The 16,957-nt window shown below is 45.8% G+C and carries 11 protein-coding genes and 1 riboswitch; of the genes, 7 read left to right on the forward strand and 4 right to left on the reverse strand.

What is annotated here, in order from left to right:
* Window positions 1-42: 42 nt before the first annotated feature.
* The 5 genes from DB520_RS23060 (at window position 43) to DB520_RS23080 (ending at window position 5,389) form a co-directional block, all read left to right on the forward strand.
* On the forward strand, window positions 43-1,269 hold the full coding sequence (locus DB520_RS23060) for a DegT/DnrJ/EryC1/StrS family aminotransferase (protein ID WP_114752144.1): 1,227 nt from the start codon (window positions 43-45) through the stop codon (window positions 1,267-1,269).
* Window positions 1,270-1,465: 196 nt separating this feature from the next.
* Window positions 1,466-2,068: an acetyltransferase gene (locus DB520_RS23065; RefSeq protein ID WP_114752145.1), complete on the forward strand. Its 603-nt coding sequence runs from the start codon at window positions 1,466-1,468 to the stop codon at window positions 2,066-2,068.
* Between the two features lie 90 nt (window positions 2,069-2,158).
* Complete coding sequence (locus DB520_RS23070) at window positions 2,159-3,040, forward strand: aldose 1-epimerase family protein (protein ID WP_114752146.1); 882 nt, start codon at window positions 2,159-2,161, stop codon at window positions 3,038-3,040.
* A 67-nt stretch (window positions 3,041-3,107) separates the two neighbouring features.
* Window positions 3,108-4,088 carry a serine hydrolase gene (locus DB520_RS23075; protein WP_232835123.1) on the forward strand — a complete coding sequence of 327 codons (981 nt, stop codon included), beginning with the start codon at window positions 3,108-3,110 and terminating at the stop codon, window positions 4,086-4,088.
* A complete protein-coding gene (locus tag DB520_RS23080; RefSeq protein ID WP_114752147.1) occupies window positions 4,085-5,389 on the forward strand; it encodes a D-alanyl-D-alanine carboxypeptidase/D-alanyl-D-alanine-endopeptidase in 1,305 nt (434 codons plus the stop codon). The genes DB520_RS23075 and DB520_RS23080 overlap by 4 nt, the downstream gene beginning before the upstream one ends.
* Window positions 5,390-5,705: 316 nt before the next feature.
* Here DB520_RS23080 and DB520_RS23085 read toward each other — a convergent pair whose 3' ends face one another.
* The 4 genes from DB520_RS23085 to DB520_RS23100 all read right to left on the reverse strand — a co-directional run bounded on the left by DB520_RS23085 (window position 5,706) and on the right by DB520_RS23100 (window position 12,585).
* Window positions 5,706-7,652 carry a heparinase II/III domain-containing protein gene (locus DB520_RS23085; RefSeq protein WP_114752148.1) on the reverse strand — a complete coding sequence of 649 codons (1,947 nt, stop codon included), beginning with the start codon at window positions 7,650-7,652 and terminating at the stop codon, window positions 5,706-5,708.
* Entirely contained in the window at window positions 7,649-9,667 is a 2,019-nt protein-coding gene (locus tag DB520_RS23090; RefSeq protein WP_157972217.1) for a hypothetical protein, read from the reverse strand. The genes DB520_RS23085 and DB520_RS23090 overlap by 4 nt, the downstream gene beginning before the upstream one ends.
* Before the next feature lie 566 nt (window positions 9,668-10,233).
* Entirely contained in the window at window positions 10,234-11,691 is a 1,458-nt protein-coding gene (locus DB520_RS23095) for an AGE family epimerase/isomerase (protein ID WP_114752150.1), read from the reverse strand.
* Between the two features lie 501 nt (window positions 11,692-12,192).
* Window positions 12,193-12,585: a hypothetical protein gene (locus tag DB520_RS23100; protein WP_114752151.1), complete on the reverse strand. Its 393-nt coding sequence runs from the start codon at window positions 12,583-12,585 to the stop codon at window positions 12,193-12,195.
* A gap of 366 nt (window positions 12,586-12,951) precedes the next feature.
* Window positions 12,952-13,052, forward strand: a riboswitch (SAM riboswitch).
* Between the two features lie 72 nt (window positions 13,053-13,124).
* Between DB520_RS23100 and DB520_RS23105 the strand changes: the two genes are divergently transcribed.
* Together DB520_RS23105 and metH are read left to right on the forward strand one after the other, a co-directional pair.
* Window positions 13,125-14,168, forward strand: coding sequence for a homocysteine S-methyltransferase family protein (locus DB520_RS23105; protein WP_114752152.1), 1,044 nt, complete (start codon window positions 13,125-13,127; stop codon window positions 14,166-14,168).
* On the forward strand, window positions 14,165-16,885 hold the full coding sequence (gene metH / locus DB520_RS23110) for a methionine synthase (protein ID WP_114752153.1): 2,721 nt from the start codon (window positions 14,165-14,167) through the stop codon (window positions 16,883-16,885). The genes DB520_RS23105 and metH overlap by 4 nt, the downstream gene beginning before the upstream one ends.
* Window positions 16,886-16,957: the final 72 nt, after the last annotated feature.

Below are 16,957 nucleotides of genomic sequence, written 5' to 3' on the forward strand. Positions count from 1 at the left end.
AAAATGCTTCCTAATAGTTATATTAGCCTAAAAATTGCCTAGATGAAAAAGATTGCAGACTTAAAAAAAACGCACCCTAAGGGGGAAGAAATTACCGATAAAAAGATTTGGCTTTCTTCTCCACATATGGGTGACAACGAAAAAAAGTTTGTAGACCAGGCATTTGAAAGCAACTGGGTAGCTCCTTTAGGCCCAAACGTGAATGGGTTTGAGGAAGATATTGTCCATTATACCCATTGCGGTCATGCGGCTGCACTTACTTCCGGAACAGGAGCAATCCATTTGGCACTAGCCATGCTGGATGTTCAACCAGGAGACTTTGTTATTTGCCAGAGTTTCACTTTTTCGGCCTCTGCGAACCCCATCAGGTATATGGGTGCCATACCCGTTTTTGTGGACTCGGAGGAAGAAACCTGGAACATGTGTCCAGATGCTTTGTTGATTGCAATTCAGTCTTGTATAGATGGAACAATTGCCACCAAATACCCCCACCTTGACTTGCGGAAAGAAGGTCAGTTACCCAAAGCAATTATCCCGGTAGACTTGTACGGGATGCCCGCCAAGATGGAGCAAATCAATGGCATTGCCAAGAAATTCGGCATTCCAGTGATAGAAGATGCCGCAGAAGCCCTGGGATCCTCTATTGACCAAAAGCAATGCGGAACATTTGGGGATATAGGCATCTATTCTTTTAATGGGAACAAGATTATCACCACCAGTGGGGGTGGAGCCCTAGTAAGTCAAAACAGGAAATATGTGGAGAGGGCTCGGTTTCTTTCTACCCAGGCCAGAGAAGATGCCCCGCATTATGAACATACCACTTTGGGATATAACTACAGGCTGAGCAATATCTGTGCGGGCATAGGAAGGGGCCAGATGCAGGTACTTCGTGACCGAGTAGATAGACGAAGGGAAATCTTCGGAATTTACAGGGAATTTTTCCGAGGGGTAAAGGGAATATCATGGTTGGAGGAACCGCAGGGTTTCATTTCCAACCGTTGGTTGAGCACCATATTGGTTAACCCAAATCAAACGGGTGGAATAAGTAGGGAAAATATAAGGCTGGAGTTGGCCACCGAAAACATCGAAAGCCGCCCTCTCTGGAAGCCCATGCATCTTCAACCTGTTTTTTGCTCTTTCCCTTATGTGGGAAACGGTATTTCTGATTCTCTCTTTGAAAATGGGCTCTGTTTGCCCAGTGGTTCAAACATGAACCAAGAGGATATAGAAAGAATTTTAAGAAATCTTAGAATTATTTTTAAACACTAAAAAAATTATTTAAACCCAGATTTTCGTTTTTCAAAGGCGAAAAAATTAATTTCAAAATCAATAAAATATTTTCATATTATTAAAATTGCTGTTAGTTAATACGGGTATAATTGTAGTATCCAAAACATTTTTGGGTAATAATTGTATAAAGTGAAAATAGTATTTACTTTGAATCATTAATAAACATTTTTAGCATATGTATATCTACGGTGCCTCAGATCAGGGAAGGGTTGTAATTGACCTCATAGACAGGTATGAGAAAATTCACGGGGTATTTGACGACAACCTTTTTATCAAAGAGGTTTTAGGCTATCCGGTGTTGGGAAAAGTCCCCGATGATTTTGTGTTTGATCACCAATTATTTATCGCCATCGGAGACAATAGGGTGAGAAGGCGATTGACTCTTCGCTATGCAGATAGGGCAAAATACGCGACCATCATCCATGAATCTGCCATTTTTAGCAAAAGGGCTAATTTGGAAGAAGGTTGTGTGGTAATGGAGGGTGCAATCGTGAAAGTCAATTGTACTATTGGAAGACAGGTGATTGTAAACACAGGAGCTTCCATAGACCATGATTGTACCATAGGTGACTTTGTCCACATTGCTCCGCAAGCCACTCTGTGCGGGGGAATTACCGTAGGCGAAGGGGCTATGGTAGGGGCAAACACCATTATTTTGCCCAGGGTAAAAATTGGAGCATGGTCAACGATTGGTGCAGGTAGCATTGTCAATGCCGACGTTCCGGAAGGGACTACTTGGATAGACAGAGGTCTAAAGCGAGAAAAAGTCTTGAAATAAGGTCATGCTTGTCTAAAAAAAATAATGCCCAAAACGTCTCTTTTGGAGGTATGCGCTTGCCCATTTCTCGATTGTTAAATATATTCAGAAATGGAAAGTATAACCCTAGAAGACAACGGAACCCAAGCTACCATCCAACTTAAAGGGGCGGAGCTGTCAAGTTTCAAAAAAAGCGGATTGGAATATTTGTGGCAGGCATCCCCTGCCGTATGGAATAGGCATGCACCTGTCCTTTTCCCCATTGTAGGGCGTTTAAAAAGCAACACCTATGCATATCAGGGAAAAAGCTATTCCATGTCCCAGCATGGTTTTGCCAGGGATAGTGTTTTCTCGTTGGTTGAACAGTACAAACAAAAGGCACTTTTTGAGCTTTCATCCAGCGAAGCCACCCTTGCCGTATATCCCTTTGATTTCCGACTTAAGATAGGCTATGATTTGGAAGGTAATTCCTTAAAGGTTACTTATACCGTGGAAAACCCCTCAAGTTCTCAGGATCTTTGGTTCAGTATCGGTGCCCACCCTGGGTTCAATTGCCCCTTACATCCAAGCTCAGAAAATTTCGTGGACTATGAATTAGACTTTGGGAAACCAGAACTCGATTCCATCCCTCTCTTGGTTTTGGAGCAGGGTCTAATCGCCAATGACAAAAGTATGCTGTCCTTGAATCATGGTAAAAAGGAACTTTCTTATCCCCTTTTCGAGAAGGACGCTTTGATTTTTGAAACCAAGGACGTGGAAAAGCTGGTGCTCAGAAACAAGACAACGGGTAAGGGGGTAAGTTTGGATTTTACGGGTTTCGAATGGGTTGGGGTATGGACCAAAGAAAAGAATGCCGGTTTCCTTTGCATAGAACCCTGGTGCGGAATAGCCGATACGGTAAGCCATAACCAAGAGCTCACCGAAAAATTAGGCATTCGCCATCTTAAGCCCAATGATGCTTTTTCAAGAACCTATAGCATTGCCTTAATCTAGCTTTTACAAGATTATTCCTAAGGTTTGGTATGAATTTTAACCAAAAAATGCATATTTGGTTATAGTTATGAAAAAACCTATCCTCTCTATCCTCCTTATGCAGCAATTTATCGCTTTCCTTACTCAATTACGGGTACATTTTTATCTCAGGAATATTCCCCCTTTGCTTCCCTTCCTTCTAGTTCTGGTCTTGGTAGGCTGTGAGGCTTCCAATGATTCCTCCATAGAAGAATTAAAATCAAAATTGGAGGAAAGGGTCACCCAAGTAGACGGAACCATCGCAGTGGCTTTAAAGGTGTTGGAAGGAGGTAAAGAAACCCTTTTTATCCATGAAAGGGAAGTTTTCCATGCCGCCAGCACCATGAAAACCCCTGTAATGATGGAGATTTACAGACAAGCAGAGCAAGGGAAATTTTCGCTTTCGGATTCTATTCCGGTGGTAAATGAGTTCTCCAGTATAGTGGATGGTTCTCCATTCAGCATGGACCTGGACGTGGACAGCCAGGAAGGGCTCTACCATATGATCGGACAAAAGGAAACCATCTACGAGCTGATGTACCAAATGATCATCAAAAGCAGCAACCTGGCCACCAACATCCTGATCGATCTGATAGGAGCCTCCAACGTAAACGAGTTTATGAGAGAAATAGGTGCCAACGACATACAGGTGCTAAGGGGCGTAGAAGATCTGAAGGCCTTTGAGGCCGGACTAAACAACACCACCACTGCACTGGACATGATGTTGATCATGGAAGCGATTGCCACAGGAAAAGCTGTAAACCAGGAAGCCTCCCTCCAAATGATGGATATCTTATATGACCAGTATTACAAGGATCTGATCCCCAAAAAACTTCCCGAGGAGGTAAAGGTTGCCCACAAAACCGGGTCCATAACCGGTGTGCAGCATGACGCGGCGATCCTTGAGCTTCCGGATGGGAAGCGCTATGTGTTGGTGATCCTAAGCAAGGAACTTAAGGATGTGGAAGAGGGAAAAGAGGCCATTGCCGATATCAGTAGGCAGATTTACCAGTACATATCAGAGTTATGAAACACACCCTATCCCTGCTTCTGACCGCCTTTCTGGGTCTTAGCTGCACCACACAAAAAATCAGTAAAACGATTTCCGAATCCCAGGTCTTTAACCGTGGGGGGTTTACTGGGTTTATGCTTTATGACCCGGAAGAATCCAGCACCATACACGCTATAAATGAAGACCGCTATTTTGTGCCCGCCTCCAATACGAAGCTATTTACTTTTTACACCGCACAAAAGGTTTTGGGGGAGCGGGTAAATGCACTGAATTATCATATTATGGGCGACAGCCTCTTGTTTTGGGGCACCGGTGATCCCTCTTTCTTACATCCGGATTTTGGGGACAGGAGTACATTGGATTTTTTGGAAATGCATTCGGATAAACGTTTGTTTCTGGTGGATAACTTTGACCAAGTTACCCCCAATGGCCCAGGTTGGTCATGGAGCTGGTTTAATTATTATTTTGGGGCGGAAAGGTCGGCATTTCCTCTTTACGGCAACGTGGTAAGGTTCAGCTTTGACACCTTAAGCCAAAGGTCAATGATAAGCCCTGCTTATTTTAAGCATAGCCTTTTGCCCCAAACAGGATATTCCTCCACGGCCAGAAGGGATTTTAGAAAGAACTTATTTCAAGTTTCCCTTCCATTGCCTGCCTCCTCTTTCCAGAGCTATGACAAACCCATCATCACTTCCCCACAGCTTGCCTTAGCGCTGCTAAAGGATACCCTGAAAAGGGAGGTGGAGTTTATGGATTATGCCTACATTAAGGACATCAAACCCCAGAAATGGCTGGGAATGCCCAGAGATAGCCTGTTTCGGCAAATGATGACCGATAGTGATAACTTCCTTGCCGAACAACTGATGCTGTTGGTATCCGATCAGCTTTTTGACAGCCTGAATATGGAAGGGGCAATTTCCCATGCCAAAAAGGAGTGGCTGGCCGAATTACCGGATGAACCGGAATGGGAAGATGGATCAGGTTTAAGTAGTTACAACAAGTTTACGCCACGGAGCGTTGTACGTCTCCTTGACATGATTTGGGAAGAGACCCCAGAGGAGAAGATTTTGGCCTTTTTCCCCTCCGGTGGTAAATCGGGCACCATCCGCTCCTGGTATGCGGCCGAGGATGGGGGGCCGCCTTTTGTATATGCAAAGACCGGTACCTTGAGCAATAGCCATTGTCTTAGCGGTTATGTGTTTACCAGTTCTGGTAAAAGGTTAATTTTCAGTTTTATGCATAACAATTATACCTTGCCCTCGGATGAACTTAAAAAGGAAATGGAAAGGGTTTTAAAGGAAATTTATAGGCGGTTTTGAAGTCTCAACGCGTAAAATCAATAGAACTTAGTGTAAATTAGTGCATTCGTGGCAAAAAACTTCCCATTAACTACCCCAAGCTGGCAGGAAACGATTAGGCCAGCGCAAAGTAAAATCAATAACTTGTTCATGTTCTGAGGTTTAGATATGAACTTAATTATGTTAGGCTACAGGTTTTTCTTTTTTTAGCTGTGATTTAGTGATGAAGTGATAGAGTGATTTGTGATTTTGTTTTTGTTTTTGTTGCATCGACTTTATTACTATTCTCACCCTTTCGATCGGAACCAGCTAACAGCTAGAGGCTCAACACTTAAAGCTAAAACACAACAAACCTAACCCTATCCTTCGTTTTTGGAGCAATGACCTCAAGGTTGACCCTATAGATATTGTCCCCCCATTTGGTAAGGATGCCCTGGTCCTCGGGGGCTTCAAGGTTGATTTTTTCCACACTTGCTTCCAACTTGTCCTTGTCATAAGAAATGGTAAAGGGCCTTGCCTTACCGTCCTTTCCTTCATAGGCGATGATTATTTTGCCCTTCTCATCTACATTTACCGGATAAATGGTCATCAGATGCTGGGTGATGCTTTCCGCTCTCTCCAATTCATAGCTATCTTCTATTACTACTTCCCTACCCCGTTGCAGGGTGAGGCTTCGTTTCCAGGACTTGATTCCTGCATCCTCCGGGTAGGACTTGGCAATATCAAGGTTGAGTTGGGACCTGTTGTTTCTTGCCTGATGGGACACCTCACTTGCCTCATATTTTCTCCCAACCTCCTGGGTATAGCCATTTACGGTGGGAAGATTGTGGTAATCGGATCGGTTGTACCAGATAGTGTATCGTTCATCGCTGAAAGTTTTCCGCGTATAGGTACCCCTCCCCACATCGATCAACAGGGGGTTCCCGTCATAAAACACCACGTAATTGCCTATGTCGTTATGGTTATGGCTTTCGTCATTATGTCCCCCTTTTCCGGCAAGAAAAAAACCATCGGTACTGCCCTCCTGATCCCTGGCCACCATCACCTGCACATCGGGAAGCCACACGTCCTTGGGAAGGGGCAACCCCTTTTCGGCCTTTTCGAATTCCTCCCTCATAAAGAGCTCAAAAAAGACCCTGAAATAATGGAACCTGGCCAAGGAACCCTCAGAAGGCTCCCTATAAAATGCCCCAAAACGCATCATGTCGGGATCATCAATGGCTTCCCCATACCTGTATATCATGGCAGCAGACATAGTGGGCTGTGGATCCGCATCCGCAAAATTGAGGAAATAGTCCTCACTAATATTGGCCCTATAGATGAACTTCCCCATGTTTTTCACCTTTTCATCCTCAAAGACATATTGGAAAGCCCCATCAGAAGCCTCATTAAGTAAGGAAATATTATCAAAAAGGGAGGCAGCGGCAGCACCCCAATAGCTGGGTCCCTCATCGCAGCCCCCATCCTGAGGATAAGGGTTCAGGAAATTGTCCAAAACCTCCATGGCCTTATGCACAAGGGCAGTACGCTCCTTGGGGTCATCTTCCAGCAATAATGCCGCATTGATCCAGTTGCTGCAGATCCAGGGGTTCCAGTTGTTGGGTGGCCGCCCGTTGGCATTGGCCGTCATCCATCCATGGTGCTGATTCATCAATGGCTGAAAAATCCGGTTTTGGGTTTCATGCCGAATCCGTTTCCTGATTTGGGGGCTTACCTCGTCAAATTGCTCTCCAAAGAAATAGTCTGCCCAGGCCAAAAAGGTAGCAGTTTCAGCAGCGAAAAGATCTACAAATGGCTTTGAAACATCCATTAATCCTGAATATTCATCCGTTTTGGGTAGGTGGGCCGGCACTCCCCAGAAGGATTCCTCACAGATAGACCAAATTCCATTGATAATGGGGTCTATAAACCTTCCCTTGTTTTCATAGATCTCTGCTAGCATCATAGTGCCCAACACCTGGCGCTTCTCGAAGGATACCGCCTGGTATTCATTCCTATCGCCCGTCCTATGGATCAGCAGGGATTTGGTGGCAGGGATATAGGGCCACTCATAATCAATCTTTTCCGAGGCCATTTCAAGAAAACCTATTAACATTTCCTCATCCGCAGCCTTCCAAGCCTCCCTGTCCAGAAGCCTTGGAAAGGGAGTCCAATCTTCCAGGGGTATCAACTTCTCATGTAGTTCTTCTTCGGTATACTTGCCACTTACCAGGTCTTGGGCGTTGCTTTGAATCACCCAGCATAAGGGGAAAAGGAACAACAGTAACTTTTTTAGTATGATCATTTTATGGTTATTTTGTGATTTCCTTTTTTAATAGAAAAACGATACTCGTCCTTCTGGTTTGTTGTTGATTTCACTGGTTTTCCATCCAAAAGAAAAAGAGCTATTCCTGGAAGGGAAAAAACCATTTCGGTGTCCCGGGAAGCCAGCAACTCCCCATTTTCTCCAGATTTAAACAAGGTTACCGGATGGGAGGCTTGCATCAAAAACCCCTCTTTTTCATACACTGAACATGACTTTAAGAAGATAAAGGGGGAATTGGACTCATTGTCCCTTTGAAGCAGGAGTTGGCCTTGAAATTTTCCTGCTTCCCATTCGAGCAATTTTTCCCCATTCCCCTCCAAAACTAAGTCCTCAATGCCTTCACCGATCTTTAAGCGGGTAGTGATTTCCTTTGAGTTCACCTGAATGGCATCTTGGCCAGCTTTCAAGGGTTGCAATAAGGTGAGGCTGCTTGCATGACCACTTTCATCCAGGACTTGAATAGCTTCTAACCTACTGTGATCTGGGTAATAGGGATACCTGTCCGGTACCGCAGATGGAACCATTTGCCAGACCACCTTTTCGGGAGCACTTAAAAATTGCAGGGAAAGGGTGGTACCTGGAATAGTGGATTGGTGGTCTATCAAAGCCTGATAATGAAAGTTTGGGGATATTTCCTTCACCCCGGTTTCGTTTGCAGGATGCCAGAAGGTTTGTATGCGGCTTTTCCCCTTAGCCATTACCTGGTCATATACCAAACAATACCCAGGAGTTTCTCCAATTCCGTGTACAAGGATCAAGTTTCTGAGATGCTTTCCATGGGGAAATGCTTCCCCTGCATCCCCAGAGGAATAATCGAACGATTCTCCTATTATGGCCTCCACAATCCCCTTTCCTATCCTGGCCTGGTGTTCCTCTCCATCTACAGTCAAGGTATTGTTTAAAGAAGCCGGTCTAGTAGGGGCTCCCAACCTTCCACCATTCACCAAAAGCCTGTTGCCAAGACCAGACAGTGCCAATCCATTCGTCTCTTGGTGGGTATGCCATTCATCCTGTCCTTTTATGTTATAGAGCACTGCATGAATACCCAAAGGGTCATTTCCATCTTCACGAAAAAAGGCTCCCCCGTCCTTATAATAGCTGCTTTTGGGGGCTTTAGGAGTGGGCAAAGGGGCTTTTGGAAGCAAGTAGGAAATGATATGCCCTTTGGCAGGCCGGTCCTTATGCAGCCATGCCGCATAGGCTGCGGCCTCCTCGTCAAAATTCCCTACCCTTCTATGGAGCATGTCATTTCTTAGGGGTTGGTTGGGGAGCATGTCCCCAATCAGTGCCATTTCTCGATTGTTGTTTACACTCGCACCAAAAAGCCACCGGTGAAAACGTTGAAGTCTTTCGTTGGCGTAGTACCGTCTATCCACACCGGTAAACTCAAGCACGTCCATATATCCAGCCTTGGAAATACGGCTGTCCCCACCCCCTACCCTTTCCCAGGCATAGTGGATGGTGACAGGTGAAACCCCATCCGGCGTAATTTGTCTCATGATGTTTTCATAGTAGGCATCGTCCGGCTCCTTTCGGGTTCCCTTGTAAATGTCCCAGGTGCCATGGGTACCATACCTGACATCCACCCAACTCCCCTCCCGATCCAGTTTGAAAATTTGTGATTCGATAACCTCTTCACAAGCCTTGACCTCATCGGCAGATAAACCATCCCTTACGATGTCCAGGGAAAGTATGGCCACAAAAAAAGATCCCAAAGGAGGAACCACCCCGCCCCAGGCCCTCGCCTCGTCGAGAACCAGCCGACTGTATTCCTCTATAATCATTTTCCTTACGAGTTGAGCATGTTCTTTACTTTTGTGGGGTTCCAGGATATAGGCCAATGCCACCGCTCCTATAAATTCCTGAAGGGCATAAGCAGGATTACCTTCGGTGGTTAACCCTTCCGCCACTGTCCTCAAGGCGTCCTGCTTCATGGCCTTCCAAGGTTCCGATTCCGATTTATCCCTATGGTAGGAAAATTGTTCCCTTTTCATGATTAAGAAGGGATGTTCTTGGGCAATAAGGGGAAAATTAAAAATCAGGATGCCGGATAAGGCAACCCATAAAGGTAAGGAAGGTATAAAAAAATGCTGGAAGCTCCGCATAGCTACGACTGGGTTATTTTGGGTTGATTAAATAGACCGTGAAGCCCGATTAATTAAACAAGGGGTGAAGCGGCCGTTGTTATACGAGATTATCACATAACAATATAACTTAAATATGGGGATCTAATTCCATATTCTTAAAATGATTTCTTCCAATTAGGATGAAAATTATGTCGAAGGGAAATTGAGCATATTTATGGGTATAGTTGATTTTGTGATCTGTAATTTTGTGAGGGGGTGATTTAGCGATCGGGCGATCTAAATTGCGGAATTAATTGATCCTATCAACTAAAAAATCTCACGAAATCAGCTTGAAGCTAGCAGCTAAAGGCTCATATCTGTGATCGCGTGATTTGGTGATAGGGTGATCTAATTACGGCACACCTTTCTAACCATTCGAGCGAAACCAGCTAGAAACTAGCAGCTAAAAACTTGAAGCCAGAAACCAAGCCCCTCTAGTCCCAACCCTCTAAAACAAAAGCCAACTGCAAAAGCGCATGCATAAATGCTGGCCCCCCGGTGATGGTTTCATAATGCACATGCTGGCTTGTGGCCTTGGGTAGGGGGAACCCGTCGTCCAAAAACAGGCTTATACCCATGTCTGCGAAATACCTGGCTCTTTGTAAATACTTGTCCTCCCCGGTAAGCTGATGAGCTGAAAGCATCGATTCCATCACATCCGAAAAGGCATCGGGGTTTTGGGGCTGGGTGGTGTCCGGTTCCGTGTCCAGATACTGATCGGCGGCTTGCAGGATCAAATTTTGGTACGCTGCTGCTATATCCTGATGCCCTACCTCAAGTTGACCCATTCTTTCTTTTAATAAATTGGCCACTCCAGCATGGGTACCAAATCCATAGCCCGTGGCCCAAGTGGCGGAATAGGGCTTGTTCATGGACCTGTGCCTTGGCTCACCCGTATGGGCATGAAGCGTCACGGCAAAGCCTCCCCCCTCGGTAATCTCGTGTGGGGCCTTCAAAAAGTTCCTGTCTTGCGCAAGTGCCAGCCGCTTCATCCTTTCTGCCAGTTCTCCTTCCACTACGGCTAAGGCCTCGGTAAGACAGCGGGCAAGTTCCAGGTTGCTGGTCACCCACACATAATCCGCTCCTTTTAATGCAGGCAGGTAACCCGTTTCGGTCTCCTCCATATTGCCTTCCATTCGGCCCACCATCACCGCTATGGCCTCTAGCAGCTCCTCCCTTCTCTCTCGGTCTTTGTTTTCCGGCCTTCCATAGGCAAAAGCCCATCGTTCAATCATCTGCCCGGCATAGCGGGGGAAATCCGAACCTGTCTCCGGCCCATGCTTCAAATAACGGGCATGCCGGGAAAAGTCCCCGGTATGCTGATCCGCCACCTGATGGTCCCACTCTCCCAAGGCAAATTTCCAGCATGCCTCCGGGGAAAGCGCGTAGCACTTCTCCCAGAAAGGCCAGGCATTGGCTTCATGGTAGTCGTTTTTCACGTATCCTACTGCCTCCTGCTCAAAATCCCAGAACAAGTGCTCCCCCCAGGCCATCAAGCCTGTGGCAGGGCTTTGGCAATGATCAAAGAAATAGGTCAGGGATTGGTCAGCGGCTTCTGCATATTTCTCCTGTCCGGTATGTTCGGTGAGGGCATATAAAATTTCATACAGCCCTATCTCCCACAAGGGATTGGCGCCCCCCAAAGACCGATCTGTTTCCCGGATATCGGGTATGCTCCCAAAATCCTCCTTGCTCCCCAGACGCATCTCCCTCCTATCCAATGCGGCAGCAAACAGGGGCGTGTGTTCTTTCCCATACCTGTCCCTCCCATTTTCCAGCATGGCATCGGCATAGGCCTTTACATAGTGCAAGTAATCTGTTTCCTGCTGTGGATATAAGGATGATTCAAAAGCGAAGATTAAGAGTAAGGCTGGAAATAAATAGCGTTTCATGGTTATAGGGTCAATTTCTAGTTTTTGGGTCTAGTTTTGGAAATATAGGGAGAATTGAGGAGAATTTTAATCGGGTGAGCGGTGATTTGGTGATGGGGAGAGCGGGTGATTTGGTGATGAGTAATATTAATTGAAAGTGGAAAGTTGAAAATTGATGAGTTACGAATGGTTTAATTACGGATTACGAATGCTCCCTTAATGTCCCTTAACTCCTTAATGGTTAAAAACTAAAAGGCCACCAATGCACCAATGAGGCAGAAGAAATGTCCCGCCACACGACACAATAAAACCAAAAAAAACCTTAATGACCCTTAACTTCTAAATGGTTAATAAATCAAACCAAACTGAATGGTTATTTCGATTGAAGGCGCGACAACTCTACCTGACCTCAAAGCTCACTTCCATGTCCACCTTTACCAGAACCCCATCAATATAGCCCTCTCCCTGTACAAAAGAACAGTATTTACCTACAGGGAGGGGATCGTTTTCGGGGTTTTCATCTCAGAAGCGTTTTGCAGCAAATTCCTCCATTCCGGCAGGGTAAGTAAGAGGAATAGGCAATAAATCACACGCAACTGTTATATTTAACACATCTCCTACCCGTACCATTTGTCCATTGTCAGGGCAGCTATAAACTACTGAAAACTGGCCGAATTGGTAAAACCAACAAGATAAACGCGTTTTAATACTCAAGTCTTGCGAAGAACGGTTTTTCATCTTTACCCCTAATCCAATCCTTTCTCCTTCTTCGAAAACGGTTCTTTCCAAACCTTCCCCGTCAATAGCGACCAAGCTAAATTCAAGTGCTTTAACCCCTTGAGGTTCCTCTTCCATGCAGGATAAGCAAAAAATCATTGGGAAAAACACCATCAGAAAACCCTGTTCAATTTTCATTTTCCTTATTTTTTAAATCTGTATATTTTACTAAAATCAACCCCATTAATTCCCCATTTAAAATCGAAAATTATTTTGAACAACAGCAATATTAAACCCATTAATTTTTGAATGGATACATTCAATACGCATAAAAACTGCCAAACGCTACAATTGCATGTTTTTTTTTAGATAGTGTTTAATTTTGGATTGGGGATAAGCCGCGAGGTGAATGGTGTTCGAGTGATCGGTATTTGCCCCAAACAGCTTGAAGCAAACAGCTATCAGCTAAAATCCCCCTCCAATCAATATCCCTCTAACATCCCCCGCTTAAAACTTTTCTCCCAAAATGGAATTTTTTTCCGCTAATCCTGTTAATTTTGTGACCGCTTATCAAGAAAGACAGAGGGTAGGGCCCTGTGAAGTCTTAGCAACCTGAATGACAAGGTGCTAATTCCCGTTCCGGAAATGCCGGATAAAGATGAGCCGAAAAATGTTTCCCATAGCAAATATTTTACCCGGTTCTTTCTTGGCTAAGCTTTTTCACTATCCATACAGATATGAACAGAACCGAGTTACTCATTCGACAATCCCAGCAAAAAATTCTACTCTTGGATGGTGCCATGGGCACCATGATCCAAAGGTATAAACTGGAAGAGGCTGATTTCAGGCCGGCTGAACTGAAGAATACCTCTAAATCCTTGAAGGGAAACAACGATCTGCTTTCCCTAAGCAGACCGGACATCATCAAGGAAATCCACGCGGCTTACTTTGAGGCCGGGGCGGATATTGTAGAAACCAATACCTTTAGCAGCACCTCTATTGCCCAGGAAGATTACGGCCTACAAAGGCTTGCCTATGAACTCAACCTTAAATCTGCACAAATTGCCAGGGAAGTGGCAGATGCTTATACCCAAAAAACCCCGGATCAGCCCCGTTTTGTGGCTGGTGCCATAGGCCCCACCAATAGGACAGCCTCCCTATCCCCAGACGTAAACGACCCGGGATTCAGGGCCATCAACTTTGACCAATTGGTAGAAGCCTATATGGAACAGGTAAATGGGTTATTGGATGGAGGAGCAGATATGTTATTGGTGGAAACCGTTTTTGACACCTTGAATGCCAAGGCTGCCCTATATGCCATTCAGGAAGTATATGAGCAACGGGATATTCCCTTGGAGCCAGAGGAAGGGGGGATCCCCATCATGGTTTCCGGTACCATCACCGATGCCTCAGGAAGGACCCTATCCGGACAAACCACAGAAGCCTTCCTGATATCCATTTCCCACGTGCCTCTTTTTTCCGTCGGATTAAACTGCGCCTTAGGGGCAAAGGAGTTAAGACCCTATTTAAAGGTGCTAGCGGAAAAAGCCCCCTTTCTGGTGTCCGTGTATCCCAACGCGGGGCTGCCCAATGAATTTGGCAACTACGACCAGGGACCCGATGAAATGGGAAGTCAGGTAAAGGACTTTTTGGAGCAAGGATGGGTGAACATCCTGGGTGGCTGTTGTGGTACCACCCCCGAACATATTAAAACCCTGGCAGCACTTTCATCCCACTATTCACCCCGTAAACTTGAACTGGAATTGGAGGACACGCTATGAGTAAATACACTACTGACCCACAACCCCTAAAACTTTCCGGACTGGAACCCCTGGTTTTTACTCCTGAGATCAACTTTGTGAATATAGGGGAAAGAGCCAACGTGACAGGTTCCAAAAAATTCGCCAGGCTTATTCTCAACGAGAATTACGATGAGGCGCTAGAAGTAGCCCTGGATCAGGTCAGGGGCGGAGCACAGGTGCTGGACGTCTGTATGGATGAAGCCATGCTGGACGGAGAAGCGGCGATGGTGAAATACCTTAACCTCATTGCCTCTGAACCGGAGATCAGCCGTATCCCCATTATGGTGGACAGCTCCAAATGGAAAATCATCCTGGCTGGATTAAAATGTATACAGGGCAAGGGAATCGTAAATTCCATCTCCCTAAAAAATGGGGAGGAAGAGTTTATCCACCAGGCCAAACAGGTCAAGAAGTTCGGTGCCGCAGTAGTGGTCATGGCCTTTGACGAAAAAGGCCAGGCGGATACCTACGAACGCAGGATAGAAATCTGCCAGCGCAGCTATGATATACTCACCCAAACGGTGAAGTTCAATCCCCAGGACATCATCTTTGACCCCAATATTTTCCCTGTGGCCACGGGTATGGACGAGCATAAAAACAATGCTATCGACTTTTTCAGGGCCACCCAATGGATAAAGGCAAATCTGCCTGGGGCAAAGGTGAGTGGTGGTGTAAGTAATGTGAGCTTTAGCTTTAGGGGAAACAACCCCGTAAGGGAAGCCATGCATGCCGTATTTCTTTACCACGCCATCAAGCACGGCATGGATATGGGGATTGTAAACCCCAGCATGCTGGAGGTATATGACGATATTCCCAAAGACCTCCTGGAACACGTAGAGGATGTAATCTGGAACCGCCGGGAGGATGCCACCGAAAGGCTATTGGATTTTGCGGAAACGGTGAAGTCACAGGGAAAGAAGGTTAAGGTGGACGATGCCTGGCGTAAGGAACCTATAGAAAAGCGAATTGAGCATGCCTTGGTAAAAGGCATCATAGACTACGTAATCGAAGATACCGAAGAAGCACGCCTTCATTTTGGGGATCCGCTCAAGGTAATAGAAGGCCCATTGATGGATGGGATGAATGTGGTGGGTGACCTTTTTGGAGAAGGAAAGATGTTTTTGCCACAGGTGGTAAAAAGCGCAAGGGTGATGAAAAAAGCAGTGGCTTACCTGGAACCTTATATGCCCAAAGCCTTGGAGGCAAGTCTTGATGACAACAAATCCTCCAAGGTAAAGAAAATCCTGTTGGCCACGGTAAAAGGGGATGTCCACGATATCGGCAAAAATATCGTGGGTGTCGTCTTGGCCTGTAACAGTTACCATATCATCGATTTGGGGGTGATGGTGGAAACCGAAAAAATCATTGAAGAAGCACTGGACAAGAATGTGGACATTATAGGCCTGAGTGGGCTTATCACCCCTTCGCTGGACGAAATGGTAAACGTGGCCGCAGAACTGGAAAGAAGAGGCTTGCAAATACCCCTGCTGATAGGAGGTGCCACCACTTCCCGTATCCATACGGCCGTAAAGATAGACCCTGTTTACAGTGGTATCGTGGTGCATGTGACAGATGCCTCCAAATCAGTGCCTATCGCTGGAGAGGCCATTCATGAGGGTACCAAGGAGGTTTATAAGAAGAAGATAAAAGCCACCTACAAGGAGTTGAGGGAGGCTCATGAGGCCAAGCAACAAATAAAGCAGATGGCTACCTATGCGGAAGCAAAGGCCAACCCTGTTATTTTGGACTGGCAAAATTTCACTCCCCATGCGCCCAAGCAACCAGGTATTACCGAAATCCAAGAGCTAGATTTGGCCTTGCTCAGGAAATATATAGACTGGACGCCCTTTTTTAGTACCTGGATGCTTTCGGGAAAGTACCCAAAAATATTTGACCACCCTCAAGTGGGCAAGGAAGCCAAACGCGTATTTGACGATGCCAACCAGATGCTGGATCAACTGATTTCCGAAAAGTGGCTTAAAGCCAAAGCTGTGGTGGGGCTTTTTTCTATTCAAAGGGATGGGGACGACATCCTTTTGGATCCCCAGGCTACTGGTAATAAAGAATTTAGATTCCATTTTCTTCGCCAACAAGGGAAGAAAGGCAAGGGGGTTCCAAACCGCTGCCTGGCAGACTACCTGCATCCCGAAAAGCAGGACTATATTGGTACATTTGCCGTCACCACTGGTATTGGGATTGAGGACCGACTGGCCATTTTCCAAGAGGATGATGATGACTACAAGGATATCATGCTAAAAGCCTTGGCGGACAGGCTGGCGGAGGCGGGTGCAGAATACCTGCACGAGCTAGTAAGGAGAGACCTTTGGGGATATGCTAGCGAGGAATCTCTCAACAACCAAGACCTTATTGCCGAAAACTATCAAGGAATCCGGCCTGCACCAGGCTATCCTGCTTGCCCGGAGCATTCGGAGAAAAGAACCCTTTTTGACCTGCTTCAGGCCGAAAGACGTATAGGACTGAACTTGACGGAAAGCTTTGCCATGTATCCAACATCTGCGGTATGCGGGTACTATTTCGCACATCCAGAAAGCAAGTATTTTGGTCTGGGCAAGATAGGGGAAGACCAGGTACAGGATTATGCCGAAAGAAAAGGGGTAAGCAAGGAACAGGCAGAGAAGTGGTTGTCGCCTAATTTGGCCTATACCCCCAAAGTCCTTCAACCCATAGGCGGATAATCCAACATTTTTAATCATTCGAAAAACAGGTAGGAATAGTAGAAGTTCATGGGGAGCCCATGCAATAAATAA

Source organism: Pleomorphovibrio marinus (assembly GCF_003347495.1).
GTDB lineage: Bacteria > Bacteroidota > Bacteroidia > Cytophagales > Cyclobacteriaceae > Pleomorphovibrio > Pleomorphovibrio marinus.

Bases quoted from the DNA above. Each gene is read 5' to 3' on its own strand.
- DB520_RS23075 (WP_232835123.1), top strand. From the start codon at position 3,108: ATGAAAAAACCTATCCTCTCTATCCTCCTTATGCAGCAATTTATCGCT.
- DB520_RS23085 (WP_114752148.1), bottom strand. From the start codon at position 7,652: ATGATCATACTAAAAAAGTTACTGTTGTTCCTTTTCCCCTTATGCTGG.
- metH (WP_114752153.1), top strand. From the start codon at position 14,165: ATGAGTAAATACACTACTGACCCACAACCCCTAAAACTTTCCGGACTG.
- DB520_RS23060 (WP_114752144.1), top strand. From the start codon at position 43: ATGAAAAAGATTGCAGACTTAAAAAAAACGCACCCTAAGGGGGAAGAA.
- DB520_RS23105 (WP_114752152.1), top strand. From the start codon at position 13,125: ATGAACAGAACCGAGTTACTCATTCGACAATCCCAGCAAAAAATTCTA.
- DB520_RS23080 (WP_114752147.1), top strand. From the start codon at position 4,085: ATGAAACACACCCTATCCCTGCTTCTGACCGCCTTTCTGGGTCTTAGC.
- DB520_RS23095 (WP_114752150.1), bottom strand. From the start codon at position 11,691: ATGAAACGCTATTTATTTCCAGCCTTACTCTTAATCTTCGCTTTTGAA.
- DB520_RS23100 (WP_114752151.1), bottom strand. From the start codon at position 12,585: ATGAAAATTGAACAGGGTTTTCTGATGGTGTTTTTCCCAATGATTTTT.
- DB520_RS23070 (WP_114752146.1), top strand. From the start codon at position 2,159: ATGGAAAGTATAACCCTAGAAGACAACGGAACCCAAGCTACCATCCAA.
- DB520_RS23090 (WP_157972217.1), bottom strand. From the start codon at position 9,667: ATGAAAAGGGAACAATTTTCCTACCATAGGGATAAATCGGAATCGGAA.
- DB520_RS23065 (WP_114752145.1), top strand. From the start codon at position 1,466: ATGTATATCTACGGTGCCTCAGATCAGGGAAGGGTTGTAATTGACCTC.